General features: G+C 73.5%; 15 protein-coding genes. 1 reads left to right on the top strand and 14 read right to left on the bottom strand.

Annotated elements, in window-relative coordinates:
• Window positions 1–48: 48 nt before the first annotated feature.
• The 4 genes from AC07D6_RS01240 to wecB all read right to left on the bottom strand — a co-directional run bounded on the left by AC07D6_RS01240 (window position 49) and on the right by wecB (window position 4,554).
• A complete protein-coding gene (locus AC07D6_RS01240) occupies window positions 49–1,452 on the bottom strand; it encodes a glycosyltransferase (protein WP_315878045.1) in 1,404 nt (467 codons plus the stop codon).
• Between the two features lie 17 nt (window positions 1,453–1,469).
• A complete protein-coding gene (locus tag AC07D6_RS01235; protein ID WP_479041045.1) occupies window positions 1,470–2,045 on the bottom strand; it encodes a hypothetical protein in 576 nt (191 codons plus the stop codon).
• A 9-nt stretch (window positions 2,046–2,054) separates the two neighbouring features.
• Window positions 2,055–3,260 carry a glycosyltransferase family 4 protein gene (locus tag AC07D6_RS01230; RefSeq protein ID WP_315878043.1) on the bottom strand — a complete coding sequence of 402 codons (1,206 nt, stop codon included), beginning with the start codon at window positions 3,258–3,260 and terminating at the stop codon, window positions 2,055–2,057.
• 187 nt (window positions 3,261–3,447) lie between these two features.
• A complete protein-coding gene (gene wecB / locus AC07D6_RS01225) occupies window positions 3,448–4,554 on the bottom strand; it encodes a non-hydrolyzing UDP-N-acetylglucosamine 2-epimerase (RefSeq protein WP_479041043.1) in 1,107 nt (368 codons plus the stop codon).
• 278 nt (window positions 4,555–4,832) lie between these two features.
• On the opposite strand from wecB, the gene AC07D6_RS01220 reads away from it, so the two are divergent.
• Complete coding sequence (locus tag AC07D6_RS01220; protein ID WP_315878041.1) at window positions 4,833–5,888, top strand: PLL family lectin; 1,056 nt, start codon at window positions 4,833–4,835, stop codon at window positions 5,886–5,888.
• A gap of 307 nt (window positions 5,889–6,195) precedes the next feature.
• On the opposite strand, the gene galE is transcribed toward AC07D6_RS01220, so the two are convergent.
• The 10 genes from galE to rodA form a co-directional block, all read right to left on the bottom strand.
• The gene (gene galE, locus AC07D6_RS01215) at window positions 6,196–7,167 is read right to left on the bottom strand and encodes a UDP-glucose 4-epimerase GalE (protein WP_479041041.1); all 972 of its coding nucleotides are present in this window, start codon (window positions 7,165–7,167) and stop codon (window positions 6,196–6,198) included.
• A gap of 93 nt (window positions 7,168–7,260) precedes the next feature.
• Window positions 7,261–8,544 carry a nucleotide sugar dehydrogenase gene (locus tag AC07D6_RS01210; RefSeq protein WP_315878039.1) on the bottom strand — a complete coding sequence of 428 codons (1,284 nt, stop codon included), beginning with the start codon at window positions 8,542–8,544 and terminating at the stop codon, window positions 7,261–7,263.
• Window positions 8,541–10,169, bottom strand: a complete 1,629-nt coding sequence (locus AC07D6_RS01205; RefSeq protein WP_479041039.1) for a glycosyltransferase family 2 protein — start codon at window positions 10,167–10,169, stop codon at window positions 8,541–8,543. Before AC07D6_RS01205 ends, AC07D6_RS01210 begins: the two co-directional genes overlap by 4 nt.
• 12 nt (window positions 10,170–10,181) lie before the next feature.
• On the bottom strand, window positions 10,182–11,198 hold the full coding sequence (locus AC07D6_RS01200) for a Gfo/Idh/MocA family protein (protein WP_315878037.1): 1,017 nt from the start codon (window positions 11,196–11,198) through the stop codon (window positions 10,182–10,184).
• Window positions 11,195–12,313, bottom strand: coding sequence for a DegT/DnrJ/EryC1/StrS family aminotransferase (locus tag AC07D6_RS01195; RefSeq protein ID WP_479041036.1), 1,119 nt, complete (start codon window positions 12,311–12,313; stop codon window positions 11,195–11,197). The genes AC07D6_RS01200 and AC07D6_RS01195 overlap by 4 nt, the downstream gene beginning before the upstream one ends.
• Before the next feature lie 337 nt (window positions 12,314–12,650).
• Complete coding sequence (locus AC07D6_RS01190) at window positions 12,651–16,865, bottom strand: Rne/Rng family ribonuclease (RefSeq protein ID WP_479041034.1); 4,215 nt, start codon at window positions 16,863–16,865, stop codon at window positions 12,651–12,653.
• A gap of 234 nt (window positions 16,866–17,099) precedes the next feature.
• Window positions 17,100–17,882, bottom strand: coding sequence for a TIGR03936 family radical SAM-associated protein (locus AC07D6_RS01185; RefSeq protein WP_315878034.1), 783 nt, complete (start codon window positions 17,880–17,882; stop codon window positions 17,100–17,102).
• A 720-nt stretch (window positions 17,883–18,602) separates the two neighbouring features.
• Window positions 18,603–20,525: a TIGR03960 family B12-binding radical SAM protein gene (locus AC07D6_RS01180; RefSeq protein ID WP_479041032.1), complete on the bottom strand. Its 1,923-nt coding sequence runs from the start codon at window positions 20,523–20,525 to the stop codon at window positions 18,603–18,605.
• Between the two features lie 80 nt (window positions 20,526–20,605).
• Entirely contained in the window at window positions 20,606–22,111 is a 1,506-nt protein-coding gene (locus AC07D6_RS01175) for a CYTH and CHAD domain-containing protein (protein WP_479041030.1), read from the bottom strand.
• A 49-nt stretch (window positions 22,112–22,160) separates the two neighbouring features.
• Entirely contained in the window at window positions 22,161–23,363 is a 1,203-nt protein-coding gene (gene rodA / locus AC07D6_RS01170; protein WP_315878031.1) for a rod shape-determining protein RodA, read from the bottom strand.

The following is a 23,363-nucleotide window of genomic DNA, read 5'->3' as shown; positions in this document are numbered from 1 at the left end:
CCGACCGGTGATCCGGTCGGGGCCCTTCCCGTTGGCGCGGTACGCGGCTCAGCGGCCCACGATCTCCCGCAGCCGCCGCTCGAACGGGATCAGCGTCGCCTCACGCGTGTACGTGTCGGCGTGCCGCCGCGCCGCCTCGCGCTGCTCCGGCGTCAGGTCGCGGGCCGCCTTGCCCGCGGCGACCATCGACGCGGCCAGTTCCTCGACGTCCAGGCTGTTGGCGTTGAACCACAGCGGGTATCCGTCGAGGACGTCCTGCGCGGCGATGCCCGGCTGGTGGACGGAGACGATCGGGTGGCCGAAGGCCATGTACTCGAAGATCTTGCCGGACGTGACGTACTTGCCGCCGCCCGCGAGGAAGACCAGGACGTCCGACTCCTCGTACACCCTGCCGACCTCCGTCTTGGAGACGGGTCCGCAGTAGCGCAGGCCGGTGTCTTCGACGCCCTCGGGGCTCGGCCCGTCCTGGAGGCCCAGACGGGCCTTCAGGACGCCGGGGCTGTTCTTGAAGAACCCCAGGTGCCCGTGGATCTGCAGCTCGGCACCGGCCATGTCCGGGTGACGGCGTGCGATCTTGAACGCCTCGGCCATCTCCTCCACGGGCTGCTTGGCGGTGAGGGTGCCCAGGTACGTGAACTTGAGCGGGGCCCGCTCCTTCTCGCCCGCCGCGGTCTCCGCCTCCGCCTCCGCTTCCGCCTTGGCCCCGGCCTCGGCGACCGCGCTCTCCGCGGCCTTCGGCAGCACGTCCGCGTCCCATCCGTTGGGGACGACCATCATGCGGTCGGCGACCTCCGGGTAGCGCTCGGCGTGCCAGCCGCGCAGGGCCTCGTTGACGAAGACGGCCGCCGACGCCTTGTCGAGCATGCGCTTCTCCCACGCCCAGGCGATGTGCCCCTCGGGGAACGCCGGCTCGTCGTGGAAGAGGTCCAGCGTCCACGAGTCGCGGTAGTCCATCACGTACGGGACGCCCGTGAGCCTGTTGAAGAGCCAGGCGGCGCCGAACGAGGCGAACGGGTTGCCGGTGGCGATGACCACGTCGAAGCGCTGCTTGGCGTGCAGCTTCAGCGCGCGGGTGACGGAGGCCCACGCCCAGGACGAGTAGCGCTCCGGGAAGAGCTTCGTCTGGCTGAACTCGTAGACGCGCTTGGCCATCAGCGGGAAGCTGCGGCGCAGCCAGCTGTACTGGCGGAGGTCGTTCTGCCAGCTGTACTGGTTGAGCGACGGCCGCTCGACGCGGATGCTCGGGTCCACGGTCTTCGACAGTCCCTCGTCGACCGAGCCGATCACGTTGTGGAGGAAGTCGAGCGGGGCGGCGCAGACCGTGACGTCCCAGCCCTTCTCCGCGAGGTGGTTGGCCGTGGCCCGGGCCCGGTAGACGCCGCTCGCCCGCGACGGCGGGAAGTAGAACGCCAGGTAGAGCACACGGGGACGCCGTTCGCTACGGTTCTTCATCAGTCTTCCTCGGTAGGTCAGCGAGCGGCTGGACGCTTCGACGACGCGTCGGCGACGAAGGACGGCGCCCCGGAGTCGACGCTGTAGCAGACGCGCGGGATCTTCCGGCCGTCGGAGTGCCAGGACTCCATCATCTCCACGGCCCTGCGGATCGAATGGGCGTCGCTGACCACGACGAGGTCCGGGCCCCCGTGGGTTTCGAAGCAGCGGAGCACCATGCGGGCCGCGGCGGTGGGCCACACCCGGCGGTGCAGCGGCACGAAGACGCGGCGGTGCACCCGGCCGGCGACGCGCTTCTCGTACGCCTTGAGGGCCTTCTTCGTCTTCGGGCCGAGGGGGCCCCGGCCGACCGCGCCCGCGACGCGCCGGGGTCCCTTGTAGAGGACGGCGCGTTCGAGGCGGTGCGGCAGGTGCCGCGCCTCCAGCTCGGAGAGCGTCACCAGCTCGACACCGGGTGCGAAGGCCGTGGACGCCCAGGGCTGCTTCTGGCTGACGAGGACGACGGCCCGGCCGCCGGCCGCGACGACGGCAGCGGACTCTTCGAGGACGGTCCGCTTGCGCGCACCGCCGAGGGCCAGGAACAGAACCTGCATGTCACTCCATCACGGGGAGTCGGGGAACCAGAGACGGTAGTGCGCCTGGGCCACGGACTCGAAGCTGTAGGCCGCGGCCAGCTTCGCCTGGGCGCGTTCGAGGTCCAGGTCGCCGTCGAGGAAGCGCGCGCGCAGGCGCCGGAAGCCCTCGATGATCGACTCCGGGTTCTCCTCCACGTCGATGAACTGGCCCGCGGCGTCCTCGATGCCCGCGAGCGTCTCCTCGGGGCCGCCGCAGCGGGTCACCAGGACCGGCATGCCGGCGGCGATGCCCTCGACGATGGTCATGCCGAACGTCTCGTACCGGCTGGCGTGGACGAGCAGGTCGTGGTTGCGCATCACCTCGAGGGCCTGGTCGTGCGGTATCGGGCCGAGCATGTCCACGACGTCGCTGAGGCCGAGCTCCTCGATGCGCTTCAGGAGCGGGAGGCGCTGGTCGCCGTCGCCCGCCAGCGTGAGCCTCAGCGTCGGGTCCTCGGCGTGGCACCGGGCGAACGCCTCGACGAGCAGGTTGACGCCCTTGCGCTGCAGTATCCCGCCGAGGTAGAGCCAGCGGCGCAGGTCCTTGACGGGCTCGGGCCGCGGGTAGTCGAAGGTGATCGGATTGGGGATCTGGATCAGCTTGTCGACGTGGTGCGGGAACTTGTTCCCGATCACGTCGGTGAGGGGCTGGCCGACGACCAGGAAGCCCGTGACGCGCTCTATCAGCTCGTCGTACATCTGCGCGGAGTCGGGGTCTTCGAGGACGGTCTCCAGGAACGACGCGTGCTCGGTGACGAAGACCCGGGCGTCGGGACGGGCGTTGTGGAGCGCGGCCCATCCGCTGGGGAGGCCGACGTGCGCGTGGACCACCGGCGCGTCGATCGGCTTCCCGCCGAGCAGGCTGCGGAGGTGGCGCTCGTGGTTGCGGGCCTGGGCTCCGTAGAGCTGGCCGCGCGGCATCGTGACGGGGTAGTGGACGAGTTCGGCGCCCCCGACGGTGGGCACGCGGTGGGCGGCGCGGGACAGCAGCTTGGCGCCCGCCGCCTCGATGGCCCGCGTCGTCTGGGGGTCCATGGCGGTGACCCAGGCGTCGCCGTGGTAGACGGTGAGGTTGTCGACACCGGGCGCCGTCGCGGCGACCATGTCGTAGACGAAGGAACCCCGGAAAGGCAACTCCCGTGTCGGATACCACGGCGTGACCACGGCCGCATCCCTGGATGCTGCCTGCTTCATGTCGACTTCCTTACGAGATTGCACGGCGACGCGCCACTTTATCACCGGCTTTGCCACCGCCGGCCGGCCGTCCCGACCCGGCCGCGGTGCCTGCGGAGAGGCTGCGGGCCGGGCCGGAGCGGGTCGGCGGACAGGGGTGCCGGGCGGGCCGGGGCGGGCGCGCGGGGAGCCCCGGTCCGCGGGGGCGTCAGGCGTCGCCGCCCGCCTGCGTGAGCCGTTCCTCCAGGATGCGGACGACGTTGTGCGCGGCACGTCCGTCGCCGTACGGGGTGCCCTTGTCGGCGGTGGGCGCGGTGCGGGTGACCGTGGCGGCCCACGCGTCGGCGGACAGCGTGTGCGGGTCGGGGACGAGGACGTTCCAGCCGGACTCGACCGTCTCGACCCACTCGGTCTCCGGGCGGATGGTGGTCGTGACGCGCTCCAGCAGGAACGCCTCCTTCTGCAGGCCGCCGGAGTCGGTGACCACGCCCGACGACGCCAGCACGGCGGCGACCAGGCCGGCGTACGGCAGGGGGCGGCCGACGCGGACGGAGCCCTTCGCCAGCTCGATGCCGTGCTCCTTGGCGCGGGCGACCAGGCGCGGGTGGGCGAGCAGCGCGACCGGCAGCGGCAGCGCGGCCAGCGAGTCGACGATCGCGGCGAGCCGCTCCGGGTCGTCGGTGTTGTCCGGCCGGTGGATCGTGGCCAGCAGGAACGGCTGCTCCGGGTCGATGCCCTCGGGCAGGGCCGGCGCGGGGTGCTCGCCGGCGAGGACGGCGTCGCGGATGCGCAGGCAGATGTCGACCATCACGTCGCCGGCGAGGACGGCGCGCTCCTTCAGGCCCTCGTCGGCGAGGTGGCGCATGGCCTCCTCGGTCGGGGCGAGCAGCACGTCGGCGCAGTGGTCGGTGAGGACGCGGTTGTGCTCCTCCGGCATGCGCCGGTTGAAGGAGCGCAGGCCCGCCTCCAGGTGCGCGACGGGGAGGTGCATCTTCACCGCGGACAGGGCGCCGGCGATGGTGGAGTTGGTGTCGCCGTAGACGAGGACCCAGTCGGGCTTCTCCCGCTCCAGGACCGGGTCGAGGGCGGAGAGGACGGCGCCGGTCTGCGCGCCGTGGCTGCCGGAGCCGACACCGAGGTGGACGTCCGGGTCGGGGATGCCGAGGCCCTGGAAGAAGACGTCGGAGAGGTCGGCGTCGTAGTGCTGACCGGTGTGCACAATGAAGTGCTCGTGCTCCGTCTCTGCGAACGCGGCCGCGATGGGCGCGAGCTTCACCAGTTGGGGACGGGCGCCGACGATGCTGATGACTTTCACTGCGCACTCTTCTTCTGGGTCAGACCGACGAGGGGCACCGCAATGGTATGCCGGGAGGGGGAGTGCTCGGCGACCGCCCCCGGACGGTGACGGGGGGCTCCCGGAGTGCGGAATGCTAGGGTCGCGCGCGCCTGCGGAAGAGAATCACTCGCTCGCGGTACAGGTACAGGGAAAGGTCGACGTCAACCATGGCGGTCTTGTTCAGCCGGAAAGCCAAACGCCGGGACGGCCGGCCCGAACCGGCCGGGAGAGCGCCCCTTCCGGTCCTGGACCCCTCGGTGCCGGCGACCACCGGCTGGCTGGTGCGCGGCAAGGACGGCCGGCTCACGGCCTACGCCCCGGGGGACGGCCACGTGCTGCGCTGGACCGAGACCCGCCCCGGCGGCCCCGCCTGGAAGGGCCCCGAGCCGCTCCCCGCGCCGGACCTGCTGCCGTACTTCTCGGTCGCCCAGGGCGCCGACGGCTACGTCCACCTGGTGGGGACGCGCCGCAGGCCGCTGTCGGACGGGGCGGCGGCCCACGAGATCGTCTACGCCATCCAGTACCAGACGGGCCGCCCGCTGCGCGAGTGGCGGTCGCTGGCGTCCCCGTACCCCTCGGACCCGTCGCTGGCCGAGAAGATGGGTCTCCCGTCGGCCGTCGTGGACGGTGACGGCTCCCTCCACGTCTTCATCCGCAACGCGGGCCGCGGGGTGACCGTCCGCAACCAGGCCAGGACGGGCGCCTGGAACGGCTGGCTGGACATCAAGGGCAGGCGGGTGGTGGGCACGGCGTCCGCGGCCCTCGCCGGCGACGGCCACCTGGAGATCCTCGCGCCCACGTCGGAGGTGCTGCAGCGCTGGAGCTGGGAGAAGCCCGGCGCTCCCTTCGCGCGCGCCGACGACGTGCCGCTGCGCGTCGCGCCCGACTCGCTGACGTCCGTGGTGACGGGCGAGGACGGCGGGCTCACCCACTTCTGGCACGACGCCGAGGACGGCACGGTGCGCGCCTGGCGCCCGGCCGAGGGGGAGCCGGCCCGGGTGGGGGAGGGCACCGGCACCGGGCCGGTGGCGGTGCTGCGCACCGACGTGGACGGCCACGACTGCACGGTGCTGGCGCACCGGGACCGGGCGACGGGGCGGCCGGCGCTCGCCGCGTACCCGACGGGGAACGAGGAGGCCGGGGCCACCTGGACGCTCACCGGGAGCCCGTGCCTGGGGGCGCCGTCGCTGGCGCTGGACGGGGCCGGGCGGGTCGTGATGGCCGCGATCGGCACGGACGGCGCGCTCTGGGTGGCCCGCCAGAAGCCCGAGCCGGGGCTGGCCCTGGGCGCCTGGGAGCCGGCCGGCTCCTGAGCCGGGCCGCCGCGGGGTGCTCCCCGAGGACTCCGTCCAGGGGGGGACCCCCACCCCGCGGGCTCCGTGCAGGGGCCCGTGCCAAGGGCTCCGTCCGGGGAGAGCCGCCTCCCGGGGGCACCGTCCGGGCCCCGCCCGGGGGTTCCATCGGAAGGGGCCCCGCCCGGGGACTCCCTCCGGAGCCTCCACCCCGCGGGCTCCGTCCACAGGGGAGGACCCGTACCCGCGGGCTCCGTCCAGGGGGCCCGTACCGAGGGCTCCGTCCGGGGGCCCGGGGCGTGCGCCCCGGTCGGTGGGCGGGGGCGGGTCAGGCGGGGTGGCTCAGGGACCAGCCGCGCCAGGCCGACTCGACCATCTCGCGGATGCCGTAGCGGGCCGTCCAGCCCAGTTCCTCGCGGATCAGGTCCGCGGACGCGACCACCCGCGCCGGGTCGCCCGGGCGTCGCGGGGCGACCTCCAGGCCGCTGTCCGTGAACCCGGTGACCTCCTGGATCACGCGGACCATCTCCCGGACCGACACGCCCTCGCCGCGGCCCACGTTGAGCACCAGCTCCGCCCGCGGGTCCTCGACGAGCCGGCGCGCCGCGGCGAGGTGCGCGGAGGCGATGTCCTCGACGTGGATGTAGTCGCGGACGCACGTCCCGTCCGGCGTCGGGTAGTCGTCGCCGAAGACCAGCGGCGCCCGCCCGGCCGCGAGCCGCTCGAAGACCATCGGCACCAGGTTGTACGCGCCCTTGTCGGCCAGCTCGGGCGTGGCCGCGCCCGCCACGTTGAAGTAGCGCAGCGCGGCGGTGGCCATGCCGTGGGACCGGCCGGCCGCGCCGGTCATCCACTCCCCCACGAGCTTCGTCTCGCCGTACGGGTTGATCGGCGCGCACGGGGTCTTCTCGGTGACCAGGTCCACGTCGGGCGTCCCGTACACGGCGGCCGACGAGGAGAACAGGAACCGGCGGACACCGGCCGCGACGGCGGCGTCGAGGAGGACGCGCACGCCCTCCACGTTCTGCCGGTAGTAGAGGAGCGGCTTCGCCACCGACTCGGCGACCTGCTTCTTCGCCGCGGTGTGCACGATGCCGGTGACGGCGTGCTCGCGCAGGACGCGGTCGAGGAAGTCCCGGTCGAGGACCGAGCCGCTCTCCAGCGGGACGCCGGCGGGCAGCCGGTCGGCGCGTCCCGACGTCAGGTCGTCGACGACGACGACGGGCTCTCCCGCCGCGGTCATCGCCCGCACCACGTGCGAGCCGATGAAACCGGCGCCTCCGGTGATCAACCAGGTCATCGTGGAACCTCCAGCAGGTCGGCCCTGCCCCGCCGGACGGGCGGGACAGGGCCTGGGTGTCAGCGGCTGTGGAGCGCTGTGGAGCGCGGGTGTTCAGCCGCCGATGACGACGCGGCGGACACCCTCCCAGCGGGCCGGGTCGGTGGTGCGGCGGCCGTCGACGAGGACCTTCACGTCCGGCAGGTCCGAGGCCGCCAGCTCGCGGTACTCGGCGTGGTCGGCCTGGAGGATCGCCGCGGTGACCTTCTCGCCCCGGTGCGGGGTGAGGCCGTGGGCGGCCAGCTCCTCGTCCGTGTACATCGGGTCGGAGACGTACGGGACGGCGCCGCGCGCCTTGAGCGCCTCGACGGTCGGGAAGACGCCGGAGAAGGCGGTCTCCTTGACGCCGCCGCGGTAGGCGGCGCCCAGCACGAGCACGCCCACGTCCTTCAGGTCGCCGTAGGCGGCGGCCAGCAGGTCGACGGCGTACTCCGGCATCGCGGCGTTCGCCTCGCGCGCGGAGCGGACGACGGTCGCCTCCGGGTCGTTCCACAGGTACATCCGCGGGTAGATCGGGATGCAGTGGCCGCCGACGGCGATGCCCGGCTGGTGGATGTGGCTGTAGGGCTGGGAGTTGCAGGCCTCGATGACCTTCTTGACGTCGATGTCGTTCTTGTCGGCGAAGCGGGCGAACTGGTTCGCCAGGCCGATGTTGACGTCGCGGTACGTGGTCTCGGCGAGCTTGGCGAGCTCGGACGCCTCGGCGGTGCCGAGGTCCCACACGCCGTTCGGCCGCGGCAGGTCGGCGCGCTCGTCGAAGTCGAGGACCTGCTCGTAGAACTCGACGCCGCGCCGGGTGGACGCCTCGTCGATGCCGCCGACGAGCTTCGGGTAGCGGCGCAGGTCGGCGAAGACGCGGCCGGTGAGGACGCGCTCCGGGGAGAAGACCAGGTGGAAGTCCTCGCCGGCGGTGAGGCCGGAGCCCTGCTCCAGCATCGGCGCCCAGCGGGTGCGGGTGGTGCCGACGGGGAGGGTCGTCTCGTACGAGACGAGGGTGCCCGGCTTGAGGCCCTTGGCGATGGCCCGGGTGGCGGAGTCCATCCAGCCGAAGTCGGGGGTGCCCTCGGCGTCCACGAACAGCGGGACGACCACGACGACGGCCTCGGACCGCGCGACGGCGGCGGCGGTGTCCGTGGTGGCGGTGAGCAGGCCGGCGTCGACGGCCTTCTTCAGCTTGACGTCCAGGTCGTGCTCGCCGGGGAAGGGCTCGGTGCCGGCGTTGACCAGCTCCACGACCTTCTCGTTGACGTCGGCGCCGATGACCTTGTGGCCCTTGTCGGCGAACTGCACGGCGAGCGGCAGACCGATCTTGCCGAGCGCGACTACACAGATGTTCATCGGGTCAGTTTCCTCTTCACACGGGACAGGACGCGGCGCAGTCGCAGGCTGGCGCCGGGCGGGGGCTCCCACAGCGGGGCCGTGGTGATGACCAGCCGCCCCTTGGCGTCGGCGGTGGCGGAGAGCCGGTACGGGACCTTCTCGCGCCAGCGCCGGGCCAGGGGCAGCGGCGCCCCCTGTGTCTTGACGGGGATCTCGTACGTCGAGCCTGCCACATCCAGGTAGGCGCGGACGCCGAGCCTGGCCCGGACCGGCGGGAGCGGGACGCGGGTCAGCAGCACGGTCCCGGTGCCGTCCGCCGCCGCCTCCTGGCTGGTCCCGCCCGCGAGGGGGGGCAGTTCGGTGCCGACGGGGACGCGGCGGCCACCGGGCTTGTCGGCGCTCTTCGGCAGGGCCCCGTCGGCGAGGCGCACGGTCGCGGTGCCGGTCTCGCCGGTGACGGGGACGCGGACGGCGAGGGAGACGGCCATGTCGTCGCCGTCCTGCTCCCACGCGGCCGAGACCAGGCGCGTGCCGTCCGCGAGCTGCGCGGGCACGGCCTCGCCGACCACCTCGAACAGCCGGTCGGGCAGGCCGAGGGCGGGGTCGCGGAAGCCGGGGTAGCGCAGGTACGCGCGGCCGTCCTCCAGCAGCATCGGCGGGGCGCCGTGCTCCGCCTCGTCCTCGATGGCGCGGACCAGCAGGTCGACGGCGCCGCGCTGGGCGAGGGCGATCCGCACCCGCCGCCTGACGTCCATGGAGTCGCGCAGCGCGTCGGTGAAGTACGCGTCGGCCAGTTCGGCGATGCCGGCGCACACCTCGACCCGGGTGGCGCGGTCCAGGGACGGGAAGTCGCCCTGGACGAGCTTGGCGAGCTCCCACGTGAAGTGGCGCTTGAGGACCGCGTCGCGCTTCGGCCCGGCCTCGATGAGCCGCGCCGTGTGCTCCATGATCTGCGCGGTGCAGCGCAGCCGGGAGAGGTGGTCGGCGCGGTAGGTGATGTTGGACGCGTCGCCGCGCTTCACCGCGTAGTAGTACGTGTAGTCGGCGAGGACGGAGATCTTCCTCGCGCGGACGCACGCCTCGATGGTGAACGGCTGGTCGGAGCCGACCGGCATGTCCTCGGGGAAGCGCAGCTTGTGCTGCTCGACGAGGTCCCGCCGGAACAGCTTGGTGTTGGCGAGCGTGAACGGCAGCGCCGAGTCGTACAGGCTGACGTCGGGGTCGTTCCGCTGGTAGAGCGCCTGGTGGACGTACCGGCCGTTGGTGCCGACCATCTTGCCGACGACGACGTCGGAGCCGTGCTCGTCGGCGCACTTCACCATGCGCTCCAGGGCCTCCCGGCCGAGGCGGTCGTCGGAGCCGACGAAGTACACGTAGCGGCCGGTGGCCACCTCCAGGGCCCGGTTGCTGGGAGCGGCCGGGCCACCGGAGTTGGCCTGGTGGATGACCTTCACGACGCCGGGGTACCGCTCCGCGAAGCGGTCGAGCTCCCGGCCGCTGTCGTCGGTCGAGCCGTCGTCGACGGCCACGATCTCCAGGCGGTCCCTGCCGATGCTCTGCTTGACGAGCGAGTTCAGACACTCCGTCAGGTACGGCATCGTGTTGTAGACCGCCACGACGACGGTGACATCAGGTCTGGTCAAGGGAGATTACCCCTACCCCTTTGCCGCGCCGTCGAGACGGATCGTGTCGCCGGTCGCGGCGGACTCCAGGACGGCCGCGGCGACCTCCACGGTCCGCAGGCCCTGCCGCAGCGTGCAGATGTCGTCGGACTTGCCGAGGACCGCGTCGCGGAACAGCTCGTGCTCCACGAGGAGCGGCTCCCGCTTCGGGATCGCGTACCGGACCATGTCGCCCTCGGCGACCCCGCGGAAGGCGCGCAGGGCCTCCCACTCGGTGGCGACGGCGGCGTTGGAGTAGAACGTCAGGTCGGCGGTGAGGGTGTCGGCGATGAAGCAGCCGCGCTCACCGGTGACGGACGTGAAGCGCTCCTTGAGCGGGCTCAGCCAGTTGACCAGGTGGCTGACCATCGTCCCGTCGGAGAGCTGGCCGACGGCGGACACCATGTCCTCGTGCGGGCGGCCCGACTTGGACACCGTGTGCGCGGCGATCGACGTGTACGTCTGGCCGGTGACCCAGCCGGTGAGGTCGATGTCGTGGGTGGCCAGGTCCTTGACGACGCCGACGTCCGCGATGCGGTGCGGGAAGGGGCCCTGGCGGCGCGTGACGACCTGGTACACGTCGCCCAGCTCGCCGGCCTCCAGGCGGGCGCGCAGGGAGCGCAGCGCCGGGTTGCACCGCTCGATGTGGCCGACGCCGGCGACCAGGCCGCGCGACTCGAACGCCTCGACGAGGCGGCGGGCGCCGTCGACGGTGTCCGCGACGGGCTTCTCGATGAGCGCGCACACGCCGGCCTCGGCCAGCTTCAGGCCGACTTCCTCGTGGAGGGCGGTCGGGCAGGCGACGACGGCGTAGTCCACGCCGAGGGCGAGCAGTTCCTCGACGGTGGCGAGGACGGGGGCGCCCTGCGCCCAGCCGTTCTTGTCGCCCATCGGGTCGACGACGCCGACGAGCTGGACGCCCTCCAGCCCGGCGAGGACGCGGGCGTGGTGGCGGCCCATGGAGCCGAGGCCGACGAGGCCGGCCCGGAGCGTTCCGGTGGTGGCGGTCACAGTTCCTCCCCCAGCGCGTTCACGGCGGTGACGATCCGCTCCAGGTCGTTCCGGGTCAGCGACGGGTGGACGGGCAGGGAGACGACCTGGGCGGCCGCCTTCTCCGTCTCCGGCAGGTCCCAGTGGCGGCCGGCCTTCTGGTCCGGCTCCCAGTACGGCTTCAGGCGGTGGATTGGCGTCGGGTAGTACACGGCGTTGCCGACGCCGGCCTCGGTGAGCTTCGCCATGGCGGCGTCGCGGTCGCCGAGGACGCGGATCGTGTACTGGTGGTAGATGTGGCGCGCGCCCTCGGCGACGACCGGGGTCACCACGTTCGGCGCGGTGATGTGCTCGGAGAGGTACGCGGCGTTGGCGATGCGCTGCTCGGTCCAGCCGTTCAGCTTCGCGAGCTGGACGCGGCCCACGGCGGCGGCGACGTCGGTCATGCGCATGTTGGCGCCGACGATCTCGTTGGCGTACCGCTGTTCCATGCCCTGGTTGCGCAGCAGGCGCAGGGTGCGGGCGATCTCCGCGTCCGCGACCGTGACCATGCCGCCCTCGAGGGAGTGCATGTTCTTGGTCGGGTAGAAGCTGAACGTGCCGCCGACGCCGAACGCGCCGACCGGGGTGCCGTGGAGGGCGGCGGCGTGCGCCTGGCAGGCGTCCTCGACGACGGCCAGCTTGTGCTTGTCGGCGATGGCCATGATCTCGTCCATCGCGGCCGGGTGGCCGTACAGGTGCACCGGCATGATCGCGACCGTGCGCGGGGTGATGGCGGCCTCGACGGCGGCCGGGTCCACGCAGAAGGTGTCCGGGTCGATGTCGACGAAGACGGCGTCGGCGCCGACCAGCCGGATCACGTTGGCGGAGGCCGCGAAGGAGAACGACGGCACGATGACCTCGTCACCCGGGCCGACGTTCAGGGCCATCAGGAGAAGGTGCAGCGCCGAGGTGCCGGAGTTGACGGCAACGCAGTGGCGGCCCTGGACGAGGTCGGCGAAGCCCTCCTCGAAGGCCGCCACCTCCGGGCCCTGCACGACGCGGCCGCTGCGCAGTACGCGTACGGCGGCTTCGATCTCTTCTTCACCGATGACCGGGCGGGCAGCGGGGATGGGCTGCTCGTTGACGCTCGGCATGGACGTCCTCCTTGAACACCGCAAGAGCTCTATGTGGCAGAGGTCCGGGGTGTGCGTACGTCTCGTCGTGAGCGCGCGTCTACCCCTCCGGCGCGATGCCGACGCCCTACCGATGACGGCCGGGACGGGTCCGGCCCGGAACCGAGTCGCACACCGCCCGCACGCTCCGGTGGGGAACGGTGAACGGCATCGACCCGCGTCACATTATCAGGAATGTCTCTGCCAATTTCCGGGCCGTTAAGGGCCGGAAGCATCGATTCTGAAACAAAATCCATGCCCCGCCCCGCAGGAATGCGAGGCGGGACACAGATCATTTCGGCCACGCTCCACCGAGCGTTCAGTCCTCCGTGACCACCGTCACGGAAGGCTCCGACGACTGCTCGGCGGCAGCGGTCTTCTTGGCCGACTTGGCGGTCTTCGCCGCCTTGGCCGTCTTCGCCGTCTTCGACGCCGCCTTGGTGGCCGTGGCCTTGGTGGCCGTGGTCTTCTTGGCGGTCGTCTTCTTCGCCGCGGTCTTCTTGGCCGCCGTCTTCTTGGCGGCGGTCTTCTTGGCCGTGGCCTTCTTGGCGGCGGTCTTCCGGGCGGGCTTCTCGGCGGCCGGGGCCTCCGGCTCGGCGGCGGCCCCCGCCTCGGCGGGCTCCGCTTCCGCCTCCGCCGGAGCGGGCTCCGCCGGGGCCGACGGGCTGCTCACGACGACGATCGCGGCCTCCTGCGCGCCCGACGGCGAACCGGCGGGAGCGGTGACCTTGCGGACCACCCGGCGGCGTGCCCGCGGCGGGGCCGCCGCGGGCGCGGGCGCCTCGACGGCCGGCTCCTCGGTCACCGGCGCCTCGGGAGCGACCGGCGCCTCGGGAGCGGCCGGCGCCTCGGGGGCTGCGGGGGCCACGACGACGGCGGCCTCGGCGGCCTTCGGCGATCCGGCCGGCGCGGTCGCCTTGCGGGTGGCACGGCGGCGCGTACGGCCCTGCGGCGCGGCCTCGGCGGGCGCCTCGGGCGCGGCCTCGGTGACCTCGGCGGTCTCCGGCGTGACGGCGGCCGGCTCCGGCTCGGCGGCCGGGGCGGCCACCTCCGGCTCCGTCACCGTCGCGGGCTCGGCGACCGGGGTCACCGGGGCCTCCACGACCGGCGCGGTCTCCGCGGCGCGCGGCGCGCCGGCCGGGGCGGACGCCCTGCGGCTCGCACGGCGGCGCGTACGACCGCGGGCCGCGGCGGCCTCGGCCTCGGCGGCGCTGGAGTACAGCTCCTCGTCCGGGGCGAACGCCGTCTCCGGCTCGGCGGCCGGGGCGGGCGCCTCGGCCTGCGGGGCCTCGACGGCGGCGGGCGCCTCGGCGGCCTCGGCGGGCTCGACGTACTCGTGCGGCTGCTCGACGTGCTCGTGCTGCTCGGCGCCGCCGCGACCGCGCTTGCGGGACCGCTTGCCGCCACCGCCGCCCGCGGTGCCGGGCTGCTCCATGTGGACGATGACGCCGCGGCCGTTGCAGTGGACGCAGGTCTCGGAGAACGACTCCAGCAGTCCCTGGCCGACCCGCTTGCGGGTCATCTGGACCAGGCCCAGCGACGTGACCTCGGCCACCTGGTGCTTCGTCCGGTCCCGGCCCAGGCACTCCAGCAGGCGCCGCAGCACCAGGTCCCGGTTGGACTCCAGCACCATGTCGATGAAGTCGATGACGACGATGCCGCCCAGGTCGCGCAGGCGCAGCTGCCGGACGATCTCCTCGGCCGCCTCCAGGTTGTTCCTGGTGACGGTCTCCTCCAGGTTGCCGCCCTGGCCGGTGAACTTGCCGGTGTTGACATCGATCACGACCATCGCCTCGGTCTTGTCGATCACCAGCGAGCCGCCGGACGGCAGCCACACCTTCCGGTCGAGCGCCTTCATCAGCTGCTCGTCGATCCGGTACGTCGCGAAGACGTCGACCTCGGAGGTCCAGCGCTGCAGCCGGTCCGCCAGGTCGGGCGCGACGTGCGACACGTAGCCGTGGATGGTCTCCCACGCCTCGTCGCCGCTGACGATGACCTTCGAGAAGTCCTCGTTGAAGATGTCGCGGACGACGCGGACGGTCATGTCCGGCTCGCCGTACAGGAGCGTCGGGGCGTTGCCGCCCTTCGCCTTCTGCTGGATCTCCTCCCACTGCGCCTGGAGCCGCTCGACGTCGCGGCGCAGCTCGTCCTCGCTGGCGCCCTCGGCGGCGGTGCGCACGATGACGCCCGCGTCCTCGGGGACGATCTTCTTGAGGATGGTCTTCAGCCGGGCCCGCTCGGTGTCGGGCAGCTTGCGGCTGATGCCGGTCATCGAGCCCTCGGGCACGTACACCAGGTACCGGCCGGGCAGGGAGACCTGGCTGGTGAGGCGGGCGCCCTTGTGGCCGATGGGGTCCTTCGTCACCTGGACGAGGACGGACTGGCCGGACTTGAGTGCGGTCTCGATGCGGCGCGGCCCGTTGGCCATGCCGAGCGCCTCGAAGTTGACCTCACCGGCGTACAGGACGGCGTTGCGGCCCTTGCCGATGTCGACGAACGCGGCCTCCATGGACGGCAGCACGTTCTGGACCTTGCCCAGGTAGACGTTGCCGACGTACGAGGTCGCCTGCTCCTTGTTGACGTAGTGCTCGACGAGCACGTTGTCCTCGAGGACGCCGATCTGCGTGCGGTCGCCGTGCTGGCGGACGACCATGACCCGCTCGACGGCCTCGCGGCGGGCGAGGAACTCGGCCTCGGTGATGATCGGGACGCGGCGGCGGCCCTGCTCGCGGCCTTCGCGGCGGCGCTGCTTCTTCGCCTCCAGGCGCGTGGAGCCCTTGATGGACTGCACCTCGTCGGACGGCTCGGCCTTGGGGCGCGGCTCGCGGACCTTGACGACCGTGCGGACGCCGTCCTCCTCGGTGGCCGCCTCGGCCTCCGCGGCGGGCTCACCGCTGCGGCGGCGACGGCGGCGACGGCGGCGCGAGCTGCTCGTACCGGCGGCGGACGGGGTGGCGTCGCCCTCGGGGCCCTCGGACTCGGACTCGTACTCGGCGTCGGTCTCGGCGGACTCGTCGCGGTCGTCCTCGTCGTCCTCCTCCTCGGCGGCCTCGGCGGTCTCGTCGTGGTCGTCCGCGTCGGCGGACTCGCCGCGGCGGCGACGGCGACCGCCCCGGCGGCGGCGGCGCGACGGGCGCTCCTCGAACTCGTCCTGCTCGTCGCCCTCGGCGGCGGCCTCCTCGGGCTCCTCCTCGGCGGCCTCGGGCTCGGCCTCCTCCACGGGAGCGGGCTCGACGGGGCGTACGGCCTCGGCGGGCTCGCCGCGGCGGCGACGGCGACGGCGACCACCGGTCTCGGCGCGCTCGGCGGCGGGCTCGACGGCCTCGGCCGTCTCCTCCTCCACCTCCACCTCGGCGGCTTCCGCGGCCTCGGCGGCGGCGGCCGCGGCCGCCGCGGCGGCGGTCTCCGGGGTCTGGAACATCGGCTCGGTGAAGACCGGGGCCTGGAACACCGGCACGGCGGGGCGCGCCGGGCGGCGGCCGCGCTCGGGGCCCTGCGGGGGCTCGGCGGTGAACTGCGGGGAGGTCGCGCGGCGGCGCGTACGGCCCCGGGAGGCGGCCTGCTCGGCGGCGGCGACCCGGCCGGGCTCCTCGGTGGTGATCTGCGCGACGGTGGCGGCGGGCAGGCTCTCGCCCACCTCGGCCTCGGTCTCGGTCTCCTCGGCGGGCACGGGCTCCGGCCGCGTGACCGGCGCAGTGGCCTTGCGGGTGGCACGGCGGCGCGTACGAGCCGGAGCAGCCGGCTCCTCGGCGGCGGGCGCGGGGGCCTCGGCAGGCGCGGGCGCCTCGGCAGGCGCGGCAGGAGCCTCGGTGGCCTCCGCGGCCTGCGGCGCCTCGACGGCGGGCGCGGTCGCCTTGCGGGTCGCACGACGACGCGTACGAGCCGGGGCGACCGGCTCCTCGGCGGCGGGAACCTCGGCAGCGGGGCTCTCAACGGGCGCGGGGGCCTCGGCAGGCGCGGCGGGGGTCTCGACGACCTCTGCGGCCTGCGGCGCCTCGGCCGCGGGCGCAGTGGCCTTGCGGGTCGCACGACGACGCGTACGGGCCGGGGCGACCGGCTCCTCGGCGGCAGGCGCGGGGGCCTCGACGACCTCTGCGGCCTGCGGCGCCTCGGCCGCGGGCGCGGTCGCCTTGCGGGTCGCACGACGACGCGTACGAGCCGGAGCAGCCGGCTCCTCAGCGGCGGCTTCGACGGGCGCGGGGGCCTCGACGGGCGCGGCGGGGGCCTCGACGACCTCTGCGGCCTGCGGCGCCTCGGCCGCGGGCGCAGTGGCCTTGCGGGTCGCACGACGGCGCGGGCGCGCCGGTGCGGCGGCCTCGGGCGCGTCCCCGGAAGCGGCGGGCGTGTCGGACGCGGCGGCCTCGGCGGCCGGAGCGACCGTGGTCACGACGGTCTCGGGGGCGGTGTCCGCCGTGACCGGCGGACCCGCGGGGCGCGACGCGGCGCGGCGCCTGCGGCGCGGCGGCAGCGTGTCGCTGGGTGTGTTGTTGTCCTCGTTGATACCGGCGGTGCCGGTTTCGTTCGACTCGAGCATGCGGGCGGTTCTCCCGTCACGCTCCCGGGCGCCGCGCCTGTGTCCGGTCCGGCCGCGGCACCGCGTGATGCGCGGTGGCCGCCGTCCGGGGCGCGGGCGCCGCACGGGAGCTGTTATGTCTGGCTCGCCGGTTCCGTACGCCTTCTGCGTACGGCCTGGCGAAAGTCTCCTGTGTCTGTACGCGACCCGACCCAGGTGGCTCCGAGTGCCAGGGCCGCGCTTCGACGAACGCTCCTACGCGGAACCTGCACCTTCCGGCGCCGTCGCGGCGGCGGGTCCGGCGGCCTTGGAAGGGGCGGCCGTGACTGCCTCGCGGTCGGGCGCGAGCGGGTCGGTCACCGTGCCGGACTCCTCGTCGAAGAGCCCCTGCGCCAGCCTGGTCACCGCTGCGGGGACCGGCGGCGCCAGGTCGGCCACAGCTCGGAGACCGGACAGGACGTCGTCGGGTCGAACGGCAGGTGTCACGTGCCGAACAACCAGCCGCAGTATCGCACAGGGGCCGTCCAGCGGCCTATCAGCCGAAGCGGGAACGGTTTCGAGCCCCGCCACGGCGGCGCGGGCGTCGAAGGTGCGCAGGCCGTTCTTGGTCATGCGCTGCACGTCCACGGTGTCCGCCGCGAGGAACGCGGCGACGGCCCGCTCGGCGTCGGCCGGGTCGACCCCGTCGAGCCGCAGCTCCCACACGGAGGCGGTGAGCCGGTCGGCGAGGCCGGAGGTGCGGGCCTCGACGGCGTCGACGATGTCGAGGCCGCCGGGGAGGGACTCGTCGAGCAGCTCCCGCAGCTTCGCGGGGTCGCGCGGCTCGGTGAGCGCGATCTCCAGGTATTCGGCCTCGGAGGCCGTACCGGTCGGCGCGGCGTTCGCGTACGACACCTTGGGGTGGGGCGTGAAACCGGCCGAGTACGCCATGGGCACCTCGGCGCGGCGCAGCGCGCGCTCGAACGCGCGCTGGAAGTCTCGATGGCTGGTGAACCGGAGGCGGCCGCGCTTGGTGTAGCGCAGTCGGATGCGCTGCACCGCCGGTGCGGGCGGCGGGCCTTCGGGCTGTCGCTTGCCCAGTGGTTCTTCTCCTCGGTGCGGGGCGGCGCGGTGGCGCGCCGCCCACCGGATGCGGTGGACGTCCCGGGGGACCCGCCCGGATCACCCCCGCTGGTGCGGGGAGACCTCGGGGGCGGGCGCCGCGCCGGGAGCAGTCGTCGTCCTACCCAGGGTACGCGCAGGAACGCGCCCCTCTCCCACGGGTCGCGCGGCGGGGCCCGCACCGGCCGGCGCGCGGCGCCACCCCCGGGAGGGCGGGGACACGGGGAGGAAACGGCCCGGGGGGCGCGGAACCGTGCGGCGGGACGCCCTCGCACACCAGGCGGGACGACGGCCCGGGCGGACGGGCGGGGCGCACGGTCCGCACGGACGGGCAGGACGGTCGGACAGGGCGCACGGTCCACGCGGACGGGCAGGACGGCGATCCGCACCGACGGGTCAGGACGATCGGACAGGGCGCACGGCCCGGGCCGACGGTCCGGGCTCAGGGGGTCCGGGCGGACGGGCGGACGGGCGGGGCGGCGGTCCGGACGGGCGGTCTGACGGCCGTCGCCGGGCGGCCCCCGGGTCCGCGCCGCGGCGGGCTCTCCCCCGGCGCCGCGGCGGGCGCTCCCCGGTCCCCGCCCCCGTAACGCGACGGCCCGCCCCGGGGTCTCCCCCGGGACGGGCCGTTGTCAGGGCGTCGCGCCTCGTCGGCGGCTATTTGACGACCGTGAGCGGAAGCAGCTTCTTGCCGGTCGGGCCGATCTGGATGTGGGTGTCCATCTGGGGGCAGACGCCGCAGTCGAAGCAGGGCGTCCAGCGGCAGTCCTCGACCTCGGTCTCGTCGAGGGCGTCCTGCCAGTCCTCCCACAGCCAGTCCTTGTCCAGGCCGGAGTCCAGGTGGTCCCAGGGCAGGACCTCCTCGTAGGTGCGCTCGCGCGTCGTGTACCAATCGACGTCGACGCCGTACTGCGGCAGCGTCTTCTCGGCGCACTCCATCCAGCGGTCGTACGAGAAGTGCTCGCGCCAGCCGTCGAAGCGGCCGCCGTCCTCGAACACGGCGCGGATGACGGCGCCGACGCGCCGGTCGCCGCGCGACAGGAGGCCCTCGACGATGCCCGGCTTGCCGTCGTGGTAGCGGAAGCCGATCGAGCGGCCGTACTTCTTGTCGCCGCGGATCTTGTCGCGGAGCTTCTCCAGGCGGGCGTCGGTCTCCTCGGCGGAGAGCTGCGGCGCCCACTGGAACGGCGTGTGCGGCTTGGGCACGAAACCGCCGATGGAGACCGTGCAGCGGATGTCGTTGGACCTCGACACCTCGCGGCCCTTGGCGATGACGTTCGCCGCCATGTCGGCGATCTGGAGGACGTCGTCGTCGGTCTCCGTGGGGAGGCCGCACATGAAGTACAGCTTCACCTGGCGCCAGCCGTTGCCGTACGCCGTGGCGACCGTGCGGATCAGGTCCTCCTCCGAGACCATCTTGTTGATGACCTTGCGCAGGCGCTCGGAGCCGCCCTCGGGGGCGAAGGTGAGACCGGACCGGCGGCCGTTGCGCGTCAGCTCGTTGGCCAGGTCGACGTTGAACGCGTCGACACGGGTCGAGGGGAGCGACAGGCCGATCTTGTCGTCCTCGTAGCGGTCCGCGAGGCCCTTGGCGACGTCGCCGATCTCGGAGTGGTCCGCGGAGGACAGGGAGAGCAGGCCGACCTCCTCGAAGCCGGTCGCCTTGAGGCCCTTGTCGACCATCTCGCCGATGCCGGTGATGCTTCGCTCCCGCACGGGGCGCGTGATCATGCCGGCCTGGCAGAAACGGCAGCCGCGGGTGCAGCCGCGGAAGATCTCGACGGACATCCGCTCGTGGACCGTCTCGGCGAGCGGGACGAGCGGCTGCTTCGGGTACGGCCACTCGTCGAGGTCCATGACCGTGTGCTTCGACACGCGCCACGGCACCCCGGACCGGTTGGGCACGACGCGGCCGATGCGGCCGTCCGGCAGGTACTCCACGTCGTAGAAGCGCGGGATGTACACGCCGCCGGTCCGCGCCATGCGGAAGAGGACTTCCTCACGGCCGCCGGGGCGGCCCTCGGCCTTCCACGCGCGGATGATGTCGGTGATCTCCAGGACGGCCTGCTCGCCGTCGCCGATCACCGCGGCGTCGATGAAGTCCGCGATCGGCTCGGGGTTGAACGCGGCGTGGCCGCCGGCGAGGACGATCGGGTCGTCGAGGGTGCGCTCGCGCGCCTCCAGCGGGATGCCCGCCAGGTCGAGCGCGGTGAGCATGTTGGTGTAGCCCAGCTCGGTGGAGAAGCTCAGGCCGAAGACGTCGAACGCGCCGACCGGGCGGTGGCTGTCCACCGTGAACTGCGGCACGCCGTGCTCGCGCATCAGCTTCTCCAGGTCGGGCCACACGCTGTACGTGCGCTCGGCGAGGACGCCCTCGCGCTCGTTCAGCACCTCGTAGAGGATCATGACGCCCTGGTTGGGCAGGCCGACCTCGTACGCGTCGGGGTACATGAGCGCCCAGCGGACGTCGCAGCTCTCCCACGGCTTGACCGTGGAGTTGAGCTCGCCTCCGACGTACTGGATCGGCTTCTGCACATGCGGGAGCAGAGCTTCGAGCTGTGGGAAGACCGACTCAGGCATTTCGGGGAACCTTCGTGAGCTGACGGGGGCGGCCCTCAAGCGTAACGCGCCCGGGGCCGCCCCCCGGTACGGCGAACGGCTCAGCCGTCCAGACCCCGGAGCGACACCTTCGCCCACGCCTCCGGCAGCTCCCGCTCCCTGGCCGCTGCCGCGGCCTCCTCCCGGGCGTAGAGGAGGCCCCAGGTGAAGGACGACTCCCCCGCGCCGTTCGCCTGGACGGCGAGGTTCCGGAGGGCTTCGCGGGCGACGACGCTGTCCTGGTGGTCACCGAGGAGCCGCTGGACCGCCTTCATCCCCTTGGCGAGGCGCCGCGCGGGCCTGCCGAGGACGGGGGCGGCCGGCTCGGCGGAGTACCGGGCGCGCTTGGCGGCCTTCCGCGCCTCGTGGAGGGCCGTGTCCCGCTCGGGGCCGGGGTCGAGCGCCAGGGCGCGTTCGAGACGGGCCGCCACGCGCGCGTAGTCCTTCCCGATCGCCTTGGCCAACACCTTCTCCGGGGCCTTCGCCGCGGCGGGGCGCAGCGGCGGGTCGGCGAGGAGGGTGTCCAGGGCGTCGAGGAGGGCCAGGTAGCGGTCGCCGTCGAGGATCTCCAGGAGGCGGCCGCGCGAGCCGGCCTCGCGGGCGGCGGACCAGCGGCGGAGGCGACCGCGCACCGGGCCGAGCTGGAGGGTGCGCGGGACCGTGTCGAGGGCCGCGAGCAGGCGCGCGTCGAGCACCTCCCGGTCGCGGTCGACGCCCAGTTCGGCGGCGAGCCACTTCAGCTCGGCGGCGAGGGGGGCGGTGGCCTCCCGGTCGAGGACCGCGCGGTGGCTGCGGAGGGCGCTGCGCAGGCGGCGGGTGGCGACGCGCATCTGGTGGACGGCGTCGGGCCGGTCGCGGCGCAGGCCGGCGTCGTGGTCGAGGAGGGCGTCGACCTGGGCGCGGAGGTAGGCCAGGACGTGGTCGCCGGCCGTTCCGTCCGGCGCGGGGGGCCGGGCCGCACGGGGTGGGGTGCCGGTCTCCTCCAGGGCCCGGGCGAGCTTGGAGGGGGACGCGGCGGGGCGGATGCCGGCCTTGCGGAGCCGCTTGCCGACGGCGTCCAGCAGCGCCGGGTCGCCGCCGTCCGCGAGTTCCACCTCGATCTCGGTCCACCGCGCGGTGCCGCCGCCCCCGGTGAGGCGTTCGGCGTGGACGGTGTCGGTGCTCAGTTCGGCGAGGAGGCCGCCGTCGCCGTCGAGGAGGTGGCGCACGTCGCGGGAGGAGCGCAGCCGTACGACGGGGGTGAGGGCGTCGCCGCGGGTGCGGGCGCGGACGAGCGCGGCGAGGGACGGCGGCACGTCGTCGTCGAGGGGCGCGCCGATCTCGTCGCGGACCCCGGGGGCGACGGGCAGTTTGAGGTGCCAGCCCGCGTCGCCGCCGCCGGTGCGGCGGCGCAGGGTGATGGAGTGCGCGGCGAGGCGCAGGCCGGGGGTGTCGTAGTAGACGGCGTCGAGGTCCGCGGTGCCCGCGTCGACGACGCGGGACACCCCGCGGACCCGGGTGAGGTCCGGCACCCTCGTGTCGGTGGTGGCTTCGTACTTTCGCTCGATTTCGCGTTTTGTCTCCGCCATGTACCGAATGTAGTCCAACGCGCCGTTGGACCGTTGCGCCCGGGTGCGCCTATGCCGTCATGGGCCGTTGGGAGCGGATGGACTGGAGCAGGCCGACGGCGATCCACACGGCGAACATGGACGAGCCGCCGTAGGAGACGAACGGCAGGGGCAGGCCGGCGACGGGCATGATGCCGAGGGTCATGCCGATGTTCTCGAAGGACTGGAAGGCGAACCAGGCGATGATGCCGGCGGCGACGATCGTGCCGTACAGCTCGGTCGTCTCGCGGGCGATGCGGCAGGCGCGCCACATGACGAGGCCGAGCAGGGCGATGATCGTGCCGGCGCCGAGGAAGCCGAGCTCCTCGCCGGCGACGGTGAAGATGAAGTCGGTCTGCTGCTCGGGGACGAACTGGCCGGTCGTCTGGTGGCCGTTGAAGAGTCCCGCGCCGTACAGGCCGCCGGAGCCGATGGCGATGCGGGCCTGGTTGGTGTTGTAGCCGACACCAGCGGGGTCGAGTTCGGGGTTGGCGAACGCGGCGAAGCGGTTGATCTGGTACTCGTCGAGGACGCCGAGCACGGCGACGAGGACCGCGCCGGTGACACCGGCGCCGATCAGGCCGAAGATCCACCGGTTGGAGGCGCCGGAGGCGAGGAGCACGCCGAGGACGATCACGACCATGACCATCACGGAGCCGAGGTCCGGCATCAGCATGACGATCGCCATGGGGAGGACGGCGAGGACCAGCGACTTGGCGACGGTGCGGTGGTCGGGGTGGAGTTGGTCCCCGGCGTCGACGCGTGCCGCGAGCAGCATCGCCATGCCGAGGATGATCGTGACCTTCACGAACTCGGACGGCTGGAGGGAGAAGCCGCCGCCGAGGACGATCCACGCGTGGGCGCCGTTGATGGTGGCGCCCAGCGGGGTGAGGACGAGCAGCACGAGCACGACGGAGAGGCCGTACAGGAAGGGCACCGCGCCGCGCAGGGTGCGGTGGCCCAGCCAGATCGTGCCGACCATCAGGGCGATGCCGATGCTCGTGTTCAGCAGGTGCTTGAAGAGGAACGAGTACGGGTCGCCCTGGGTGAGCTCGGTGCGGTTGCGGGTGGCCGACCACACGAGGAGCGCGCCGACGAGGGAGAGGGCCAGCGCCGAGAACAGCAGCGGCCAGTCGAGGCGGCGCACCAGGGAGTCGCGGGCGGTGAGCCTGGCCCACAGGCCGCCGGGCTCGGGGGCGTACCGGGGGACGGAGAAGGCGTTGGTTCCGGGCAT

Source organism: Streptomyces sp. NPDC045287 (assembly GCF_056432325.1).
This window is presented reverse-complemented; position numbering and strand designations above follow the sequence as displayed.

Bases quoted from the DNA above. Each gene is read 5' to 3' on its own strand.
- AC07D6_RS01240 (WP_315878045.1), bottom strand. From the start codon at position 1,452: ATGAAGAACCGTAGCGAACGGCGTCCCCGTGTGCTCTACCTGGCGTTC.
- AC07D6_RS01235 (WP_479041045.1), bottom strand. From the start codon at position 2,045: ATGCAGGTTCTGTTCCTGGCCCTCGGCGGTGCGCGCAAGCGGACCGTC.
- AC07D6_RS01230 (WP_315878043.1), bottom strand. From the start codon at position 3,260: ATGAAGCAGGCAGCATCCAGGGATGCGGCCGTGGTCACGCCGTGGTAT.
- galE (WP_479041041.1), bottom strand. From the start codon at position 7,167: ATGACCTGGTTGATCACCGGAGGCGCCGGTTTCATCGGCTCGCACGTG.
- AC07D6_RS01210 (WP_315878039.1), bottom strand. From the start codon at position 8,544: ATGAACATCTGTGTAGTCGCGCTCGGCAAGATCGGTCTGCCGCTCGCC.
- AC07D6_RS01195 (WP_479041036.1), bottom strand. From the start codon at position 12,313: ATGCCGAGCGTCAACGAGCAGCCCATCCCCGCTGCCCGCCCGGTCATC.
- AC07D6_RS01190 (WP_479041034.1), bottom strand. From the start codon at position 16,865: ATGCTCGAGTCGAACGAAACCGGCACCGCCGGTATCAACGAGGACAAC.
- AC07D6_RS01180 (WP_479041032.1), bottom strand. From the start codon at position 20,525: ATGCCTGAGTCGGTCTTCCCACAGCTCGAAGCTCTGCTCCCGCATGTG.
- AC07D6_RS01175 (WP_479041030.1), bottom strand. From the start codon at position 22,111: ATGGCGGAGACAAAACGCGAAATCGAGCGAAAGTACGAAGCCACCACC.
- rodA (WP_315878031.1), bottom strand. From the start codon at position 23,363: ATGCCCGGAACCAACGCCTTCTCCGTCCCCCGGTACGCCCCCGAGCCC.